Here is a 17,206-nt window from a genome sequence, read left to right as displayed (position 1 = left end):
CGGCTTTTTTATATCGGTTCTACGCGTTTCATCCCCGTTAGCTGCGGCATAACATCCTTCATTAAGGCTAAAAATTTGCGTAATCGGGTCGGATAGTAACGCGCCCAGGGATAGACCAGATGCACAGGCAACGACGCCGCATGCCATTCGGGTAGCAGCGCAACCAGTCGTTCGTTGGCAATATCTTCCTCGACCATCCAGCTTGACACAATAGTCACTCCCAGTCCCGCCAGGGCTGCATTTCTGGCGACATAAATGCTGTCCGTGCTTAATCGGGGCGAAATATCTACCGTGACAGAATGGCTACGCTGCCGTTCGGTTAGGGAAATGCTGTGCTGATAAAACGTGTTTACAGCAATCCACGGTAACGTTGATAACTGCTCGGGATACGTAATGTCGTCATATTGCGCCAGTAATGCCGGACTGATCACCAGGCTACGGGGGACCTCGGCCAGTAGCACAGAGACCGTTGCCGGATCGACTTCTGCGCCAACCCGGATCGCACAGTCAATATTGTCGCTAAGAAAATCGACGGTTTTGTCATTGAGCATCCACTCCACCGATAACTGTGGATAGCGGGCAAGAAATTGCAGCAACGGTTCGAGCAGTTGTTGCTGACCAAACGCATGTGGCGCCCGCACCCGCAGCGTGCCAACCGGTTCATCCTCCGTGACATTCAGCCCATCTTCCAGTGCCAGCCAGGCGTCGATAATATGCTTAGCATGCTGATATCCTCGTTCGCCGTCATCGGTCAGTTTCATCGCATGGGTGGTGCGTAAAATCAGTTTTACACCCAGCAGTGTTTCCAGGGATTGCAACCGCCGACTGACGGTAGCCTGAGTTGTCCCATCTGTTTTGCCGCTGCTGAAAGCGAGCCTGCCTCAACGATGCGCACAAATGTGCGCATGAGTTCCACCCTGTCTATACGTTCATTTTTAATCATTCTCAATTTCTTCATACGTATTACGTATAACTGTTTTACCACTGCGCTCGCTACCGCACCACTCACTGAAGGATAAAAATAGCCGCACATCCTGTGATTGAGGAATCATTTGTGAACACATCTACTGCATTTTCCCGTTGGATCATATTTGTTCTGGCGTCAGGCGCTGGATTCAGCGTGGCGGCTATCTACTATGCCCAGCCACTTCTGCCATTGATCGGCCAGGATTTGACTTTAAGCCTCACCGGTATGGGGCTGGTGCCGACGTTCACCCAGGCGGGGTACGCGCTGGGGATTTTGTTTCTCTTGCCGCTCGGCGACCGCTATGACCGCCGGACGCTCATCCTGCTGAAGAGCGTATTACTTGCTGCGCTGCTTCTGGCCTGTAGCTTTAGTGGACAACTGCATTCACTGCTGATAATTAGCCTGTTGATAGGGGTAGCGGCAACCATGGCGCAGGACATCGTTCCCGCAGCGGCCATTCTTGCACCTGCGGGCAAACAGGGAAAAACGGTGGGAACGGTGATGACCGGCCTGTTACTGGGAATTTTACTTTCACGCACCGTCAGCGGCCTGGTGGGCGAAGCGTTTGGCTGGCGAGAAATGTATCAACTCGCCGCCGTCAGTATTGCCATGATTACCACCGTAATGTGGAAAATGCTGCCTCGCTTTGCGACCCATTCCACGCTGAGCTATCCATCATTAATGATCTCAATGGCTAAACTCTGGCAACGTTATCCTGCGCTGCGCCAGGCGGCGCTGGCTCAGGGATTCCTGTCAATTGCCTTCAGCGCCTTCTGGTCAACATTGGCGGTGATGTTATCTGAGCACTATCACATGGGCAGCGCAGTGGCCGGTGCTTTTGGCATCGCCGGGGCTGCGGGAGCGTTTGCAGCACCGCTAGCAGGGTATCTTGCGGACAGGGTGGGTAGCGAAAAAGTGACTCAACTGGGCGCATTGTTAGTGACGCTTTCATTCGCGCTGATGTTCTTACTGCCCGCTCTGCCGGTACAGGGACAGTGGTTGCTGATTGCATTTTCAGCGGTCGGCTTTGATCTTGGCCTGCAATCCAGCCTGGTGGCCCATCAAAATCTGGTCTATAACCTGGAGCCTCAGGCCCGGGGTCGCCTGAACGCCCTGCTGTTTACCCTGGTGTTCATCGGCATGGCGCTGGGTTCAATCCTCGGAAGTCAGGTATACACTCTGGCGAACTGGGAAGGGGTTGTCGGGCTGGCGACCGTCAGCGGCGCGATTGCGCTAGTGATAAGGCTAACAGGTCACCCGGCGGCAAATCGGACAACAACGGCCTAAAAAAATGCCCGCTCCGGGGTGTAAGTGGAGCGGGCAGACAAACATATCCAGTTTCATGATATGTTTCAAAAACAGGCGTTAGCGATTTAGCTGGAACAACGACATTCCCTGCATATCAGTAAACGCTTTATAGGATGCTTGTAGCGCAGCTTGCTGCATCACGTAGGACGAAATTGCCGCATTCCAGTCCACGTCCACCAGGTCACTCATCTGCTGAGTTTGCCCTAACGCACGATCGGCCCCCAGCGAATCCAGTGAACTCAGTTCACTGAGCTGCGTGCCTAATTCAGCCCGCACAGACAGAACGTTATTGAGCGAGTTCTTCAGGCCCCGGCTGGTTTTATCAATCGCAGCTGCGGCCTTTGCTTTTTCTGCATCATTGCCTTCAATTGGCGTTTTTAATGCGTCAATGGCGGTATCCAGCATGACAAATAAATTCGTTTCTGACTTGCTCCCGTCAGGTTCAGGAACAGCATTACTGGTTATGGAATTAAAAATTTTGTCCCCGGTGTGGCCAATCACCATCGAACGGGCTGCATCCACCTGCTGGGTTACATTTGTTGTGCCGCCACTGTAGGCACCATCTGTCTGCGCAAACGGCGCGGACTCTGTTTTGTATCCGCCAAAAATATAGCGACCATTGCCGTCGGTACTGTTTGCCAGATTCATTAGCTGGTCACGGATCCCCTCTAAATCCTTGGCTAAGGATGCCCGGTTATCGTCACTTAACGTACCGTTCCCGGCGCTGACGATCTTTTCCTGAGCAGTGGTAATCGCCGTCGTTGCCCGTCCTAATACGTTCTCTTCCAGCGACACTTTCTGCGTCGCAAACGTGCGCGCCAGCGTATATTGGCTGTTTTGTGCCTGAGCCTGAGACAGTACGACAGCCTGTGACGCAGCAATCGGATCGTCAGACGGGTTGATCACCCGCTTGCCCGTCGACATTTGCTCACCAAACTTCATCCATTCAGCCTGAGAGTTAGTGATGCCGCGCATATTCTGCTGGTACATCATCTGGGTGCTGATACGCATTGTGTCCCTCTCCCTTATCGAATATTAATCAGTGCATCAAACAGCGCATTCGCGGTTTGCAGCACTTGCGCATTAGCCAGGTAGTACTGCTGATAGCGCTGTAAATTACCGTACTCTTCGTCGAGGTTAACCCCGGAAATAGACTGCTGCTGCTTATAAAGCTGTGTCACCACGTTGTTCTGGGTGGTGGCGCTGGTTTTCAGCGTCGCGGTTTTGTTCCCCACATCGCTCACCAGCGTGGCGTAGGCGTCGTTAAAGGTTTTATTCCCGACCGTGGCCTTGGTCTGCAAATCCAGCAGTTTCTGACCGTTGCGGTTATCGCTCTTACCTTTATCAACATTCGGATCAAGGTCGTTTTTGGACACTTCAGCCATGGCGATTTTCGACTCGTCGGTCACCATGACTTTCATATCAACGATGGCATTACTCACGGGTTTCAGAATAAAGCTATCGTTCGCTTTCGCACCGGCACCTACTGTGATTTCCATCCCGTCAAAAGACATTTTTCCACCAGTGACGGTAGCCTTAAAACTGGTATTGTCTGCAAGGCGGGTAACCTGCCAGTCTGTGCCATCAAAAGCAATTTTATAATCTGTAGCCTGTACAGCAGAACCGTCAGTGACTTTTGCTGTTAACGATCCAGTTCCCGTATTTTTGGCATTACTGAGCACGGACGGGCTGCCGATAGCAAAGAAGTCTTTGCCCTGATCGCCGTTGGCATCAAAACCTTCTTTATGCTGGGTGTTAAACGCGTCGGCAAACGCAAGCGCCAACTGTCCGAGGGTATTACGTGTCTGATCCAGCTCCTGAGACCGGAAAGTCAACAATCCGCCCAGTGAACCGGTATTCAGCAGTTTTTCCGGGATTTCAATATTACCGGCAACCCCATCAACATACGCCACGGTGGTCCGGCTTGGATCGGCGCTGGACGGTACTGCCGCAAGCTGACGCGCGTTGCTGCCCTGCACCAGAGAATAGCCATTCGCCATGGTGACGTTGTAGGTGCCGCCATCCTGAACGCTAACCTCGACGCCGACAATCGTGTTCAGCTCGCTCACCAACTGGTCACGCTGATCCAGCAGATCGTTAGGCGAAGCCCCCGCTCCGACGCCGGTCAGCCGAGAGATTTGGTCATTGAGACTGGCAATTTGCTTCGAGTAGTTGTTGATCTGGTCAACGCTTGCGGAAATCGCGGTGTTAACCTGCTTATCCTGATCGCGCAGATACTGATCGGTGGTTTTAAACTGGTTGACTAAACCATCCGCTTTGCCGATCAGCGCCTGACGCGCCGCCGGGTCTTCCGCGTTACTGACCAGCGTCTGCAGGCTGGTGAAAAAGCCCTGCATCGAGGTAGAGATAGAACTGGTTTTGCTGGAGAGCAGATTATCGATTTTCGACATTTGCTCATAACGCGTAGTCAGGCCACTGCTCTGGTTCTGCGCTGCACGTAACTGATTTGTGATGAATGAGTCATACTCACGCTGCACGCCAGAAACATAGACGCCATTGCCAACCCAGCCCCCCGCACCCAGCGTGCTGTTCGCTTGCGCCATAATGGTCGTCTGTCGGGTATACCCGGCCACGTTATAGCTGGAGATGTTATTACTGGCAGTATTCAACGCGGCCTGCGCTGCGCTAAGACCACTCATGGCGTTGTTAATCAAGCTGGACATGGAGGTTCCTTGTAATCCTTCAATACTCGTTATTATCGGCAGCGGGTGGGTAGACTTGAGCTATTTAAAACAGATTGTCGAGATTGCTGCTGTAGGTTTTGCTCACTTTCTCGCTCATCGACTTCAGCTGCTGGATCATCGTGGTTAATTTACGCGCATAGTGAGGGTCGGTGGCATAGCCTGCATTCTGTAGTGCCTGTGCACCCTGCTCCGCGGTAGCCGCACCGGTGACTGCGGCGTAGCGCGGATTACGCGATATCAGCCCGACATAATCCGACAGCGCTTCAAGGTAAGAGCTATAGACACGGAATCTGGCTTTTACCTTTTTCGCCTCACCGTTTTCATATTCGGTGGTGGTGATTTCGGTGGTTGGCCCTTTCCAGCTTCCAGTGGCCTTCACGCCAAAAATGTTGAAGCTCGGCTCACCGTTCTCACGGCGGATTTGTCGCTGCCCCCATCCGGATTCCAGCGCTGCCTGCGCCAGAATAAGATGATGCGGCACCCCACTTTGCTGACTCGCCAGTTTTGCCGGCAGCGAGAGTTGAGCGAGGAAGTCCTTACTGTCGCCCGACAGCGGCTCATCATTGCTTTCCGTTGCTTTCGGTAACGCTTTACGCACCATCTGCGTCAGCGCCTGATTTTGATAGCTGGTCACCGTTTCCAGTGAAAACTTCATCGGCACCTGCGGCGCGTCATCCGCAGGCGCCGCCTGCCCTTCGGTCATCTGCTTAACCATCATTTCTGCCAGCCCGAGGCCTTTGCCTGCCGTCATCTGCTGAGCTATCTGCTGGTCATACATACTGGTGTATAAGCGCGTCGAGTCGCTGCTAAAGACCCCGTCTTTTGGCAGCGCTTCACGCATACTTTTCAGCATCATCTGCACGAACATCCCTTCAACCTGGCGGGCGACCGGACGGATATTTGCCGCCGGATCCTGACCCGCCTTCGCTTTCAGTTCATTCAGCGATTGTGCATCCCAGGCGGCGCTGGTCAGCAGTTTGCTGTCACCAATCATCAGATGATTTCCAGTTTGGCGCGTAAACAGCCCGCGCTTTGCATTGATTGCAGGATTGACATCAAATCCATTGGCGTGGCACCGAGGGCATTGAGTGCGCGAACCACGTTGTTCAAATTGGCGCTGGAGCGCACGCTCTGCAACGAGCCGCCGCTTTGGCGCATATCGATCTGGGTTTGTGGCGTCACCACGGTTTGCCCACCACCAAACGGTGTATCCGGCTGGCTGACGTTGGCCTGGCGATTCACCGTAATCGACAGATTGCCCTGGGCAACGGCACAGCTGTCCAGCGTGACTTCGCGGTTCATGACAACGGACCCGGTACGTGAGTTGATAATCACTTTCGCATCCTGCGGCGTCACGTTTACTTCCATATTCTGGATATCGGCGAGGAAGCGCACCTGCGAACTATTGCCGCTTGGCACACGCACCTGAATCGTGCGCGCATCCAGCGCCGTTGCGCTGCCAAAACCACGCGAGCGGTTGATGGTGTCGGTTATCTGCTGCGCCATGGTGAAATCTTCATTATTCAGCTGCAGGTTGATGCTGTTACCCCCACCAAACTGGCTGGGTAACTCGCGTTCAATGGTGGCCCCGTTGGTGATACGTCCACCGTTGAGCTGGTTCACCTGCACGCTACTGCCCCCCGCCGCCGCACCCGCGCCACCGACTAAAATATTACCCTGTGCCAGCGCATACACCTGGCTATCGACCCCTTTCAGTGGAGTCATCAGCAGCGTCCCGCCGCGCAGGCTTTTGGCATTACCCATTGAAGAGACCACGACATCAATGGTTTGTCCCTGGCGTCCAAACGCCGGGAAAGATGCCGTGACCATTACTGCCGCCACGTTTTTCAACTGCATATTGGTGCCGGTCGGCACGGTGATCCCCAGTTGAGAAAGCATGTTATTGAGCGTTTGGGTGGTGAACGGCGTCTGGGTTGTCTGATCACCCGTACCGTCCAGTCCCACCACCAGCCCGTAGCCAATCAGCGAGTTTTCACGCACGCCCTGAACGCTGGTCAGATCGCGAATACGATCGGCATGAGCCAGTGAGGTTGCCAACAGCAGGACCATTGCAACAAGAGTTTTAAGCACTGAAGACCTCGCTTACATCGGCGACAAATTAAGGAAGAAACGCTGCAACCAGCCCATATTCTGCGCTTCGTTGATATAGCCGTTACCGACATACTCGATACGCGCATCCGCAACCTGGGTTGACGGAACAGAGTTACTGCCACTGATGGTGCGCGGGTTAACCACCCCGGAGAAGCGGATAAATTCAGTGCCCTGATTAATGGCGATCTGCTTTTCACCCACAACGTGTAAATTGCCATTGACCAGTACCTGATCGACGGTCACGGTCAGCGTACCGCTAAAGGTGTTACGGGCATTCGCGCCACCTTTGCCATTGAAGGAGTTCCCGCCGGAGGCCTCCACATCGGCACGTTCGTTACCAAACAGCCCTTGCAGATAGCGCGGTACGGTATCAAAACCAAAGTTCGTCTTGCCATCACGGCTGGCATTAGCCGAGGAGCTTTTGCTCGCACTGACGTTTTCCTGCAATACGATAGTCAGCGTATCGCCAATATTGCGCGGACGGCGGTCTTCAAATAGCGGCTGATAGCCATAGTTAACAGGCTGAGCCGACTGAAATATTGATCCATTCGCCACCGGCGCTGGGCCGGGTACCGGCTGAGCAGAGGTCGCGCCCTGCACCAGAGGCGTGGCCGGGATCCAGGCACATCCTGTCAGTGAAACCACCAGCAGGGCCGTAATCGGGTATGGGTGAAGCGCGTATTTTCGCATTGCCTTCATCTTCTACATCAGTGTGCCGGTGAGGCTTTCACCCCACCGGACAACACGTTAGAGTTGCGTCAGTTTTTGCAGCATCTGATCGGTGGTCGACACCGCTTTGCTGTTGATTTCGTAAGCACGCTGAACCTGGATCATATTCACCAGCTCTTCCGCCACGTTGACGTTAGAGGTTTCAACATAGCCCTGATACAGCAGACCCGCGCCGTTAAGCCCCGGCGTGCTCTCATTCGGCGCACCTGAGGATTGCGTCTCGGTGTACAGGTTCTCACCAATGCTTTCCAGGCCGGTATCGTTCATAAAGGTGGTCAGGTTGAGCTGGCCTACCTGTACCGGCGCAGCCTGTCCCTGCTGGGTTACGCTGACGATACCGTCACGCCCAATAGTGATACTGAGCGAATTCGCCGGAATGGTGATCGCCGGCTGAACCTGAAAACCGCCCGCCGTCACCAGTTGACCGTTCTGATCCACCTGGAAAGAACCGTCACGCGTATAGGCTGACGTCCCATCCGGCAGCATGACCTGGAAAAAGCCCTGGCCTTTAATCGCCACATCTTTGGTATTGTTCGTTTGCGACAGGTTGCCCTGGCTGTGTAAACGCTCGGTCGCTACCGGGCGCACACCGGTACCGATTTGCAGACCTGAAGGCAATACGGTCTGTTCAGAAGACTGCGCGCCAGGCTGGCGGATAGTCTGGTACAGCAGATCTTCAAATACCGCACGCTGACGCTTGAAACCATTAGTGCTGACGTTTGCCAGGTTGTTGGCAATCACATCCATGTTGGTTTGCTGCGCATCCAGGCCGGTTTTGGCGATCCATAATGAACTGATCATAAAATGTCCTGTGTTAACTCATCGACAGCAGTTGGTTGGCGCGACCTGCGTTATCATCCACGCTACTGATAATCTTCATCTGCATTTCGAAGCGGCGGGCGCTGGCGATCATGTCGCTCATCGCGGCAACTGGCTTGACGTTACTGCCTTCCAGCACCCCCGACATCACGCGGATGCTGGGATCGGCCTGTAATGTCGGACCACGAGTCGCCTGTGCCGCCGCGCTCAGACGGAACATACCGTCATCGCCACGCTGCACTTCACTCCCCGTCGCCTTGACCAGCTTCAGACGCCCGACAGGCGCGACCGTGTTCGCCGGATCGCCGGGATTCAGCGCAGAAATTGTCCCGTCGGCGGCGATGGTGATTTCTGAACCTTCCGGTACCGCAATCGGTCCAGCTTCACCAATCACCGGATGCCCCTGAATCGTCAGTTCCCCGGTTGGGCTTACCTGAATAGCGCCATTGCGGGTATACCCTTCGCTGCCGTCAGCGGTCTGCACTGCCAGCCAGCCATCCTGCTGTAATGCAACATCCAGCGGACGGGAGGTGTAGTCCATCTGGCCCGGCGTCATATCTGCCCCCGGCGTGGAAGCCACCACCAGCGTACGCGTCGGTAAAGAGAGTCCTTCAACCGGCACCGCACGCAGCGCATTAAGCTGCGCCCGGAAGCCCGGCGTTGAGGCGTTTGCCAGGTTGCTGGCCGTCACCGCCTGTTGATTCAGCGTCTGACTGGCCGCGCCCATGGCGGTATAAATTGCGTGATCCATTAAGCCATCCCGTCAGGCGCTTAGCGCAGGTTGACCAGCGTGTTGAGGATCTGATCCTGGGTTTTGATGGTCTGCGCGTTCGACTGATAGTTACGCTGGGCGACGATCATGTTCACCAGTTCTTTACTCAAATCCACGTTTGATGCTTCCAGTGCGCCGTTGGTCAGCGTGCCGAAGTTACCGGTGCCTGCGGTGCCCAGCAGTGCGACGCCGGAGGACTGAGTCGCGGCCCAGACGTTGTCACCCTGAGAAGCCAGTCCTTCGTTGTTGGCGAAGTTAGCCAGCACGATCTGCCCCAGAATTTGCTTCTGTTCGTTGGAGTAGTTACCGACCACGGTGCCGTCATCGTTAATCTGGTAGCTCACCAGATCGCCCGGTTTGTAACCGTTCTGGTTAGTGGCAACGATGTTGTTAGCACCGGTGTTCTGCTGCATGGAGTTGAGGAAGCTCAGAGAGAAATTTGCGGTGTCTGCGCCATTAATCATACCGGTTTGAATCGCGATATTCGTTGGCCACGCTGGTGCAGGAGGAGTCGGTACCGCCTCGGTGGCCGTGGCGCTCATACCTAAAAACACACCATTCTCATTAAAACGCATAAACCCTGCAGATTTTGCAGCGTCTCCGGTCGAAGCATCCTGGGTGTGAACTTCCCAGGTGTTACTCTGCGCATTTTTGACATAAAAAATATTCATGTCATGGGCGTTACCCTGACTATCGAAAACGGTCACGGTGCCTTTTTTGTTGTAGGTGTCCGCATCACTTGCGCTAAATGGCGTCTTCGTTGGCACCTTATCGGTCGAGTTCAGGTTGATCTGCATCGACGCGGTGGTGGTGGTTTTTGCCGCCATCAGCGTATTGGGAATGGTAATCGGTGCCGGATTCGCGCCCTGCTGTACCGTCGGCGGCGTACCGGTTGCCGGATAGCCCGTCAGCTGCAAACCCTGCATATTGACGATATTGCGGTTTTCATCGAGCTTGAACTGACCGTTACGGCTGTAGAAAACAGAACCGTTGCTGTCGACCATACGGAAAAAACCGTTCTGGCTGATGGCAACGTCCAGGCCGCGCCCGGTATTGGTGGTGGTGCCATCGGTAAAGTCCTGGGTAATACCCGCTACTTTAACGCCCAGGCCTACTTTAGAACCGGCAAACATATCCGCAAAGGAAGCGGTACCGGATTTAAACCCGTAGGTCGCGGAGTTGGCGATGTTGTTACCAATGACATCGAGGTTGGTCGCTGCAGCGTTCAGACCGCTGACCGCTTGAGAAAAGGCCATGACTTACTCCTGATAAGTGTGAAGGCTTAGATGATCTGCCGTACTTCGTCGAGGGTGGTGGTTCCATAGGTGCCAAGGTCCAGCGTATTACCGCCGTTGCTGCGAATAACCCCCTGCACCAACGCAAACTGAAGCGGCTGCGCCACAAGCTGTGTGCCACCATTGCTGGCGGATATCGCCACATTGTATGAACCGCTCGGTGCCGACGTGCCATCCGTCATGGTGCCGTCCCAGGTGAAGGTATGAACCCCCGCTTTCAGCTCACCAATATCAATCGTGCGTACCACTTTGCCGTCTTTGTCGGTAATAGTCGCAGTGACCTTGTCGGCAGCCTGTTGCAGCTCAACGCCAAACGGTGTCGTGGTGGTGGTTGCCCCTTCTTCCGTCCCTTTACCGGTCAGGATAGTGGTACCTGGGATCATAACGCCGTGACCAATCAGGGTGCTGGCCTGCAGCGACTGATTGTTATCGATCTGCCCGGAGATCGACCCCAGCGTGGTATTCAGCTTCTCAATCCCGCTTACGGTGCTAATTTGCGCCAGCTGGGTGGTAAGCTCGTTATTTTGCATAGGATTGGTCGGATCCTGGTTTTTTAGCTGCGCGACTAACAGCGTCAAAAAGCTGCTTTGCAGATCGGCGGCGTTGTTGCCCGTCAGCGAACTTTTATTACTGGTGGCATTAACACCCGTACTGCTCGGGTCATTCATTTTTACAGCAATTGACATGTACGGCTCCTTTACTGGCCCAGTGTCAGCGTTTTAAGCATCAAGCTTTTCACGGTGTTGAGCACTTCGACGTTTGCCTGATAGCTACGCGAGGCTGACATGGTGTTGACCATCTCCCCGACCACGTCCACATTGGGCATTTTTACGTAACCATTCGCATCGGCCAGCGGATTACCCGGTTCATAAACCAGTTTATCTGGCGCCTGGCTTTCAATGACGTCAGCGACTTTTACGCCACCGGTTGCCGCACCGGGTGCGGCGTTAACCTGAAAAACAACCTGCTTTGCGCGGTACGGTTGGCCGTCAGGTCCCGTCACGCTGTCCGCATTCGCCATGTTGCTGGCCGCCACGTTCAGACGCTGGGATTGCGCGGTCAGCGCAGAACCTGCGATATCAAAAATATTTAACAACGCCACGAATCAGTTCCCTCCTTGCAGCACGGTCATCATGCCCTTTATTTGTCCACCCAATGCGGTGAGTCCCATTTGATACTTCAGACTATTATCCGCAAACTGCGTACGCTCCCGGTCCATATCCACCGTGTTGCCATCCAGCGACGGCTGGTCTGGAATACGGTAAAGCAGCTCCGTCGAGGGTGCAGAAAGTGTCTGGGCCGGAATATGTTGTGCAGAGGTCAACGTCAACGAAACACCGCCGGTTTCTTCCCGACCACGCACCATGACTTTTTTCAATTCACTGGCGAAATCCAGGTCGCGCGCCTGATACCCCGGCGTGTCGGCGTTGGCAATGTTGGCCGCTAATACTTCCTGGCGTTGAGCGCGTAGATTCAGCGCTTCCTGTTGAAAACGTAAGGCGGCGTCGAGCTTGTCGAGCATATCTCCTCCGCAAATGACAAAATTCAGCCGACAGCTTAAATCCCATTACGCGCGCGTTATCGCTGGAATAAACGCAAAATGCGTCGCTATTTGTTGCGTTGATGACTGCGTCACACAGGTAAAATCCAGCCACTGCCTGAAAAAACGAGAGGTATTGATGCAAACGTTTAAACGCGGAATAGCCGTGGTAGCACTGCTGTTCAGCCCCCTGACGCTGGCGCAAGACCTGAATTCACAACTGACGGCATGGTTTTTCCAGCGGCTGGCAGGGTTTAGCGATGAGGTCGTCGTCACTATCCGTACGCCACCTAATTTATTACCTGGCTGCGAGCAGCCTGCGTTAAGTGTGTCTGGCAGTGCGAAAATGTGGGGCAACGTGAATGTGCTGGCCAGATGTGGCAATGAAAAGCGATACCTGCAGGTGAACGTGCAGGCTACGGGCGACTACGTTGTTGCTGCCGCCCCCATTGCCCGGGGCAGCGCGCTTAATCCAGCCAGCGTGACGCTAAAACGGGGTCGACTGGATCAACTACCGCCGCGCACCGTGCTGGACATTAACCAGGTGCAGGACGCGGTGAGCCTACGCGATCTGGTATTGGGTCAACCGATACAGCTCACTATGCTGCGTCAGGCATGGCGGATAAAAGCAGGTCAGCGGGTGCTGGTTATCGCCAATGGCGAGGGTTTTCGCGTGAATGCGGAGGGCAAGGCGCTGAACAATGCGGCGGTTGCCCAAAACGCCAGAGTGCGGATGCTTTCCGGCCAGGTAGTAAGCGGCGTCGTCGATTCTGATGGGAATATTCTTATTAACCTATAATAGGTTAAAGATTTTTTAGCGGATGCCGATAGATAATCAACCAATGATTAAAGCGGGTCGCTATAGCGCAACCCCTCGATGAGGATAAAAAAAATGAGCATTGATCGTACCTCACCATTGAAGCCAGTCAGCACTGTCCAGCCGCGCGAAACCAGCGACACTGCGGTCCAGAAAGCGCGCAAGGAAAAAATATCAACGACGAACAGCACCAGCGTAATGTTGAGCGACGCGCAGGCCAAGCTGATGCAGCCTGGCACCAACGACATCAATATGGAGCGCGTCGAAGCACTGAAAACCGCAATCCGTAACGGTGAGCTGAAAATGGATACCGGAAAAATTGCCGACTCGCTGATCCGCGAGGCACAGAGCTACTTACAGAGTAAATAAAGTATGACTCGTTTGTCAGAAATACTTGATCAGATGACGACTGTCCTGAATGACCTGAAAACAGTGATGGATGCTGAGCAGCAGCAACTGTCCGCAGGCCACATCAGCGGTAGCCAGCTACAGCGCATTACAGAAGAAAAAAGTTCTTTGCTGGCGACCCTGGATTACCTGGAGCAGCAGCGCCGTCTTGAGCACGACGCGACGCGCAGCGCCAATGATGATATTGCCCAACGCTGGCAAACGATTACCACTAAAACGCAGCATTTACGCGATCTCAACCAGCATAATGGTTGGCTGTTGGAAGGGCAAATCGAGCGGAATCAACAGGCGCTCGAGGTGCTGAAACCGCACCAGGAACCGACCCTGTATGGCGCTAACGGTCAGACATCCTCAGCCCATCGCGGCGGAAAGAAATTCTCAATTTAGTCATTGCCTGATGACGCGCAGCGTTATGGCCTACACATTCAGTAGGCCGAATACGTCGCAACGCCGCCATCCGGCAATCCGATCATTACGCCGTCCGGCGCACAAATTCTTTCACTTTAAAGCCCAACACGGCCAGTGCGGCAAAGTAGGCCGTAATCCCGACCAGCACCACCGCCATCAGCCGCAGCAGACGCCACAACATCGTCCCCAGTGACCACTCAGGCATGATCCAGAGCATTCCCACCAGCGCCGCTGACATGACCAGTACAGAGATCACCAGTCGCGTCAGGAACCAGGCCCAGCCCGGCTGAGGGGTGAAAATTTTCTGTTTGCGCAGTTGCCAGTACAGCAGCGAAGCGTTCAGACACGCCGCCAGACCTATCGACAGCGACAGCCCGGCATGCTTCAACGGCCCGATAAACACCAGGTTCATCACCTGGGTCATAATCAGCGTGACGATGGCGATTTTCACCGGCGTTTTAATATCCTGACGTGAGTAAAAACCGGGTGCCAGTACTTTCACCACAATCAGGCCAATCAGCCCGACCGAATACGCCACCAGCGCACGCTGGGTCATGGAAGCATCAAAAGCGGTAAACTTACCGTACTGGAACAGCGAAACCGTTAGCGGTTTTGCCAGAATCCCCAACGCCACCGCGCTAGGTAAGGCCAGCAGGAAACACAGGCGCAGACCCCAGTCCATCAATCGGCAATACTCATCATGATTACCGCTGGAAAAACTTTTCGACAATGAGGGCAGCAGGATAGTCCCCAGCGCCACCCCCAACACGCCTGACGGGAACTCCATCAAACGGTCGGCATAGTACATCCATGAAACCGAACCGGAAGCCAGAAACGAGGCAAAAATGGTATTGATAATCAGGGAAATCTGGCTGACAGAAACGCCGAGGATCGCCGGGCCCATCTGCTTCACCACGCGCATCGCGCCGGCATCACGGAAGTTCACGCGCGGCAGCACCAGCATACCGATTTTCTTTAAATGCGGCAGCTGGTACACCAGTTGCAGCACACCGCCAACGGTCACGGCCCACGCCAGCGCCAGCACCGGTGGGTTAAAATACGGTGCGGCAAACAGCGCAAAACCGATCATGCTGATGTTGAGAAACGTCGGCGCAAACGCCGGAATGGAGAAGCGGTTCCAGGTGTTAAGAATCGCACCCGCCAGCGAGGCTAGCGAAATCAATAAGATATAAGGAAAGGTTATCTGCAACAGCTGAGTGGTCAGCGCAAATTTGTCGGCGGTATCGGCAAATCCTGGCGCGGTAACCATGATCACCCACGGCGCAGCGAGCATCCCGGCAACCGTCACGACGGCCAGCGCCAGCGTCAGTAGCCCTGACACGTAGGAAACAAACACGCGGGTGGCATCTTCACCCTGCTTACTTTTGTACTCTGCAAGAATAGGCACGAACGCCTGAGAAAAAGCACCTTCAGCAAAAATACGGCGCAGCAGGTTAGGAAGTTTGAACGCCACAAAAAAGGCATCTGTCGCCATCCCTGCGCCAAAGATTCTGGCGACGATCGCATCACGCGCAAAACCCAGCACGCGTGAAAACATCGTCATCGAGCTGACGGCTGCCAGCGACTTTAATAAATTCATCTATGTTGTATTCCAGACTCTGAGGCAAAACCCCACATTCGCTGTCAGAATAAGGGGTTATTTTGAGTGGGCATATAGTACCTGGATTATGCTGAATTACTACCGCCAGATGTTACAGGGGGTTATTCGGCCATCGCATCCCGCCACAGCTTGTCCACCACGCGCTGAGCCATAATCGCCTGCTCACCTGCCGTCTCAGGAACAGTCTGATTTTGCACGCATTCAATAAAATGGCGTGCACATCCGGCAAAGCCTCGCTGCTCCAGCGTCGTTTGCCAGCCGGGTATCGGTTGCAAAACCACGCCATGGCCGCGCTCTTCACGCCATTCGCGCATATCCGTGACGGCAATTAACCCGCCGTCGGTGACCGCCTGCACGCTCTCCCGCTGACTGCCCGCGCGGCGATGCATACTGGTCGTTATCTGTAACTGATCGACGGAGAAATGGTGTTCTGCATAAAGCATGGCCCCGGACTCGTTGGTTAACAGCGTACCGCCATTTAGCTGCACCTTCCCTCCCGCCAGCCACAATGCGGTATCGACCACGTGCAGATAGTCGTCCAGCAGCGTAAAACGCAAATCATGTGGTCCAACGCTATCGCTACGATGCTTATCCATGCGGATAGAGGCCGCCTGGTTTAACTGCGACTTTAACTCCCGATACAGCGGCGCAAACCGGCGGTTAAACCCCACCATCAGCGTCAGCTTTTTCCGCGCGGCCAGCTCAACCAGTTGCTCCGCATCGCGCAGGTTTTCCGCCAGCGGTTTATCCACGCACACATGAACCCCGGCATTCAGTAGTTCACTGACTACCGCATAGTGAGTCGCGGTACTGGAGTGTACGAATACCGCATCGCAGGTTTTCGCCAGATTCACCAGTGAGTCAACGTAAGGTATCCGCCAGGTATCGCAGATTCGCTGCGCTTTTTCCCGCGAAGGTGAAAATGCCCCTTGCAGCGTCCAGTCAGCGGAACTCCCCAGCACAGGTAACCAGGCCTTTTGCGCAATGCCGCCCAAACCAACGACCCCAATACGAAGTTTTTTCACATTACTCTCCCAGATGCGCCAGCAATGATTCGAGCCGCTGCTTTAACTCTGCCACTTCGCTTTCCAGCGCCTCAACGCGTGCCAGCAAATCGCTGGATGCTACCGGAGGCTCGTCTGCTGCTGTCGCAACCGTCTCATCGACGTCTCCACAGAACAGATGCATATAGCGGCTTTCGCGTTTACCCGGTTCACGCGCCAGACGGACCACATAAGGGCCATCTTCGCGGGTGGCCAGTTGTTCCAGCGTCGATTCCACTTCCGCCACATCGCTGAATTCATACATGCGGGATGCGCGACTCCGCAGCTCACCCGGCGTCTGCGCTCCGCGCAGTAACAGCGTGGTGACTATCGCCACCTCACCGGCGCTGAGCTTAAGATTGCCAAACTCGGAATTGCAGAAGCGCTGTTCGTATTTGGTGACGCGATTACCAAACCCACTCACCGTACGCAAAAAATGGCGTTTTACCAGATTGTCGAGCTGATCCTGCACGTCCGATTCAGACAGGTTCATCACCGGCTCACGATTTGTTTTTTGATTACAGGCGGTCACAACGCCATTGACGGAAAGCGGATATTGTTCTGGGGTGGTGACCTGTTTTTCTAACAAACAGCCAATCACGCGCGCTTCGGTAGTGGTTAATTCGTATTTCATCGTCTTCTCCATTAATCAGCCAATACTG

General features: G+C 54.4%; 18 protein-coding genes and 1 pseudogene. 4 read left to right on the top strand and 15 right to left on the bottom strand.

Features of this window, described 5'->3' with window-relative positions; translation table 11 throughout:
- Positions 1–8: 8 nt before the first annotated feature.
- Positions 9–1,033 (bottom strand): annotated as a pseudogene (locus tag JQ822_RS03735) (LysR family transcriptional regulator).
- Positions 1,034–1,054: 21 nt separating this feature from the next.
- Between JQ822_RS03735 and JQ822_RS03730 the strand changes: the two are divergent.
- Positions 1,055–2,254, top strand: a complete 1,200-nt coding sequence (locus JQ822_RS03730) for an MFS transporter (protein ID WP_213132332.1) — start codon at positions 1,055–1,057, stop codon at positions 2,252–2,254.
- Positions 2,255–2,332: 78 nt separating this feature from the next.
- Here the strand turns inward: JQ822_RS03730 and flgL are convergent, their stop codons facing one another.
- The 11 genes from flgL to flgB form a co-directional block, all read right to left on the bottom strand.
- A complete protein-coding gene (gene flgL, locus JQ822_RS03725) occupies positions 2,333–3,286 on the bottom strand; it encodes a flagellar hook-associated protein FlgL (protein WP_213132331.1) in 954 nt (317 codons plus the stop codon).
- A 14-nt stretch (positions 3,287–3,300) separates the two neighbouring features.
- Positions 3,301–4,959, bottom strand: coding sequence for a flagellar hook-associated protein FlgK (flgK, locus tag JQ822_RS03720; protein ID WP_213132330.1), 1,659 nt, complete (start codon positions 4,957–4,959; stop codon positions 3,301–3,303).
- 64 nt (positions 4,960–5,023) lie between these two features.
- Positions 5,024–5,974 (bottom strand): flagellar assembly peptidoglycan hydrolase FlgJ, encoded by a 951-nt coding sequence (gene flgJ / locus JQ822_RS03715; RefSeq protein ID WP_213132329.1) that lies wholly within the window; start codon positions 5,972–5,974, stop codon positions 5,024–5,026.
- The gene (locus JQ822_RS03710) at positions 5,974–7,071 is read right to left on the bottom strand and encodes a flagellar basal body P-ring protein FlgI (RefSeq protein WP_213132328.1); all 1,098 of its coding nucleotides are present in this window, start codon (positions 7,069–7,071) and stop codon (positions 5,974–5,976) included. Before JQ822_RS03710 ends, flgJ begins: the two co-directional genes overlap by 1 nt.
- A gap of 12 nt (positions 7,072–7,083) precedes the next feature.
- Entirely contained in the window at positions 7,084–7,782 is a 699-nt protein-coding gene (locus tag JQ822_RS03705) for a flagellar basal body L-ring protein FlgH (protein ID WP_213132327.1), read from the bottom strand.
- 57 nt (positions 7,783–7,839) lie between these two features.
- On the bottom strand, positions 7,840–8,622 hold the full coding sequence (gene flgG / locus JQ822_RS03700) for a flagellar basal-body rod protein FlgG (RefSeq protein ID WP_213132326.1): 783 nt from the start codon (positions 8,620–8,622) through the stop codon (positions 7,840–7,842).
- Between the two features lie 13 nt (positions 8,623–8,635).
- Entirely contained in the window at positions 8,636–9,391 is a 756-nt protein-coding gene (gene flgF, locus JQ822_RS03695) for a flagellar basal-body rod protein FlgF (protein WP_213132325.1), read from the bottom strand.
- A 20-nt stretch (positions 9,392–9,411) separates the two neighbouring features.
- On the bottom strand, positions 9,412–10,668 hold the full coding sequence (gene flgE / locus JQ822_RS03690) for a flagellar hook protein FlgE (protein ID WP_213132324.1): 1,257 nt from the start codon (positions 10,666–10,668) through the stop codon (positions 9,412–9,414).
- 26 nt (positions 10,669–10,694) lie between these two features.
- Positions 10,695–11,393: a flagellar hook assembly protein FlgD gene (flgD, locus tag JQ822_RS03685; RefSeq protein ID WP_213132323.1), complete on the bottom strand. Its 699-nt coding sequence runs from the start codon at positions 11,391–11,393 to the stop codon at positions 10,695–10,697.
- An 11-nt stretch (positions 11,394–11,404) separates the two neighbouring features.
- Complete coding sequence (gene flgC / locus JQ822_RS03680; protein WP_096757562.1) at positions 11,405–11,809, bottom strand: flagellar basal body rod protein FlgC; 405 nt, start codon at positions 11,807–11,809, stop codon at positions 11,405–11,407.
- Positions 11,810–11,812: 3 nt separating this feature from the next.
- On the bottom strand, positions 11,813–12,229 hold the full coding sequence (gene flgB, locus JQ822_RS03675) for a flagellar basal body rod protein FlgB (RefSeq protein WP_096757563.1): 417 nt from the start codon (positions 12,227–12,229) through the stop codon (positions 11,813–11,815).
- A gap of 157 nt (positions 12,230–12,386) precedes the next feature.
- Between flgB and flgA the strand changes: the two genes are divergently transcribed.
- From flgA to flgN, 3 genes are all read left to right on the top strand, one after another.
- Complete coding sequence (gene flgA, locus JQ822_RS03670) at positions 12,387–13,046, top strand: flagellar basal body P-ring formation chaperone FlgA (protein WP_213132322.1); 660 nt, start codon at positions 12,387–12,389, stop codon at positions 13,044–13,046.
- Between the two features lie 93 nt (positions 13,047–13,139).
- A complete protein-coding gene (flgM, locus tag JQ822_RS03665) occupies positions 13,140–13,433 on the top strand; it encodes a flagellar biosynthesis anti-sigma factor FlgM (protein WP_213132321.1) in 294 nt (97 codons plus the stop codon).
- Positions 13,434–13,436: 3 nt separating this feature from the next.
- Positions 13,437–13,859, top strand: a complete 423-nt coding sequence (flgN, locus tag JQ822_RS03660; protein WP_135322364.1) for a flagella biosynthesis chaperone FlgN — start codon at positions 13,437–13,439, stop codon at positions 13,857–13,859.
- 85 nt (positions 13,860–13,944) lie between these two features.
- Here the strand turns inward: flgN and murJ are convergent, their stop codons facing one another.
- The 3 genes from murJ to JQ822_RS03645 all read right to left on the bottom strand — a co-directional run bounded on the left by murJ (position 13,945) and on the right by JQ822_RS03645 (position 17,178).
- Complete coding sequence (murJ, locus tag JQ822_RS03655; protein WP_213132320.1) at positions 13,945–15,480, bottom strand: murein biosynthesis integral membrane protein MurJ; 1,536 nt, start codon at positions 15,478–15,480, stop codon at positions 13,945–13,947.
- 122 nt (positions 15,481–15,602) lie between these two features.
- Positions 15,603–16,526 (bottom strand): Gfo/Idh/MocA family protein, encoded by a 924-nt coding sequence (locus JQ822_RS03650; RefSeq protein WP_213132319.1) that lies wholly within the window; start codon positions 16,524–16,526, stop codon positions 15,603–15,605.
- Position 16,527: 1 nt separating this feature from the next.
- Positions 16,528–17,178 carry a YceH family protein gene (locus tag JQ822_RS03645; protein ID WP_213132318.1) on the bottom strand — a complete coding sequence of 217 codons (651 nt, stop codon included), beginning with the start codon at positions 17,176–17,178 and terminating at the stop codon, positions 16,528–16,530.
- Positions 17,179–17,206: the final 28 nt, after the last annotated feature.

Source organism: Citrobacter sp. FP75, assembly GCF_018342065.1.
Taxonomy (GTDB): Bacteria; Pseudomonadota; Gammaproteobacteria; order Enterobacterales; family Enterobacteriaceae; genus Citrobacter.
The sequence above is the reverse complement of the archived record's forward strand: the minus strand, read 5'-3'. Positions and strand labels throughout refer to the sequence as shown.

What these genes read in the sequence shown, in the direction of transcription:
- flgG (WP_213132326.1), bottom strand. Translation starts at nt 8,622, where the DNA reads ATGATCAGTTCATTATGGATCGCCAAAACCGGCCTGGATGCGCAGCAA.
- flgJ (WP_213132329.1), bottom strand. Translation starts at nt 5,974, where the DNA reads ATGATTGGTGACAGCAAACTGCTGACCAGCGCCGCCTGGGATGCACAA.
- flgA (WP_213132322.1), top strand. Translation starts at nt 12,387, where the DNA reads ATGCAAACGTTTAAACGCGGAATAGCCGTGGTAGCACTGCTGTTCAGC.
- flgK (WP_213132330.1), bottom strand. Translation starts at nt 4,959, where the DNA reads ATGTCCAGCTTGATTAACAACGCCATGAGTGGTCTTAGCGCAGCGCAG.
- flgF (WP_213132325.1), bottom strand. Translation starts at nt 9,391, where the DNA reads ATGGATCACGCAATTTATACCGCCATGGGCGCGGCCAGTCAGACGCTG.
- flgN (WP_135322364.1), top strand. Translation starts at nt 13,437, where the DNA reads ATGACTCGTTTGTCAGAAATACTTGATCAGATGACGACTGTCCTGAAT.
- flgL (WP_213132331.1), bottom strand. Translation starts at nt 3,286, where the DNA reads ATGCGTATCAGCACCCAGATGATGTACCAGCAGAATATGCGCGGCATC.
- flgE (WP_213132324.1), bottom strand. Translation starts at nt 10,668, where the DNA reads ATGGCCTTTTCTCAAGCGGTCAGCGGTCTGAACGCTGCAGCGACCAAC.
- flgM (WP_213132321.1), top strand. Translation starts at nt 13,140, where the DNA reads ATGAGCATTGATCGTACCTCACCATTGAAGCCAGTCAGCACTGTCCAG.
- flgD (WP_213132323.1), bottom strand. Translation starts at nt 11,393, where the DNA reads ATGTCAATTGCTGTAAAAATGAATGACCCGAGCAGTACGGGTGTTAAT.
- JQ822_RS03705 (WP_213132327.1), bottom strand. Translation starts at nt 7,782, where the DNA reads ATGCGAAAATACGCGCTTCACCCATACCCGATTACGGCCCTGCTGGTG.
- flgB (WP_096757563.1), bottom strand. Translation starts at nt 12,229, where the DNA reads ATGCTCGACAAGCTCGACGCCGCCTTACGTTTTCAACAGGAAGCGCTG.
- murJ (WP_213132320.1), bottom strand. Translation starts at nt 15,480, where the DNA reads ATGAATTTATTAAAGTCGCTGGCAGCCGTCAGCTCGATGACGATGTTT.
- JQ822_RS03645 (WP_213132318.1), bottom strand. Translation starts at nt 17,178, where the DNA reads ATGAAATACGAATTAACCACTACCGAAGCGCGCGTGATTGGCTGTTTG.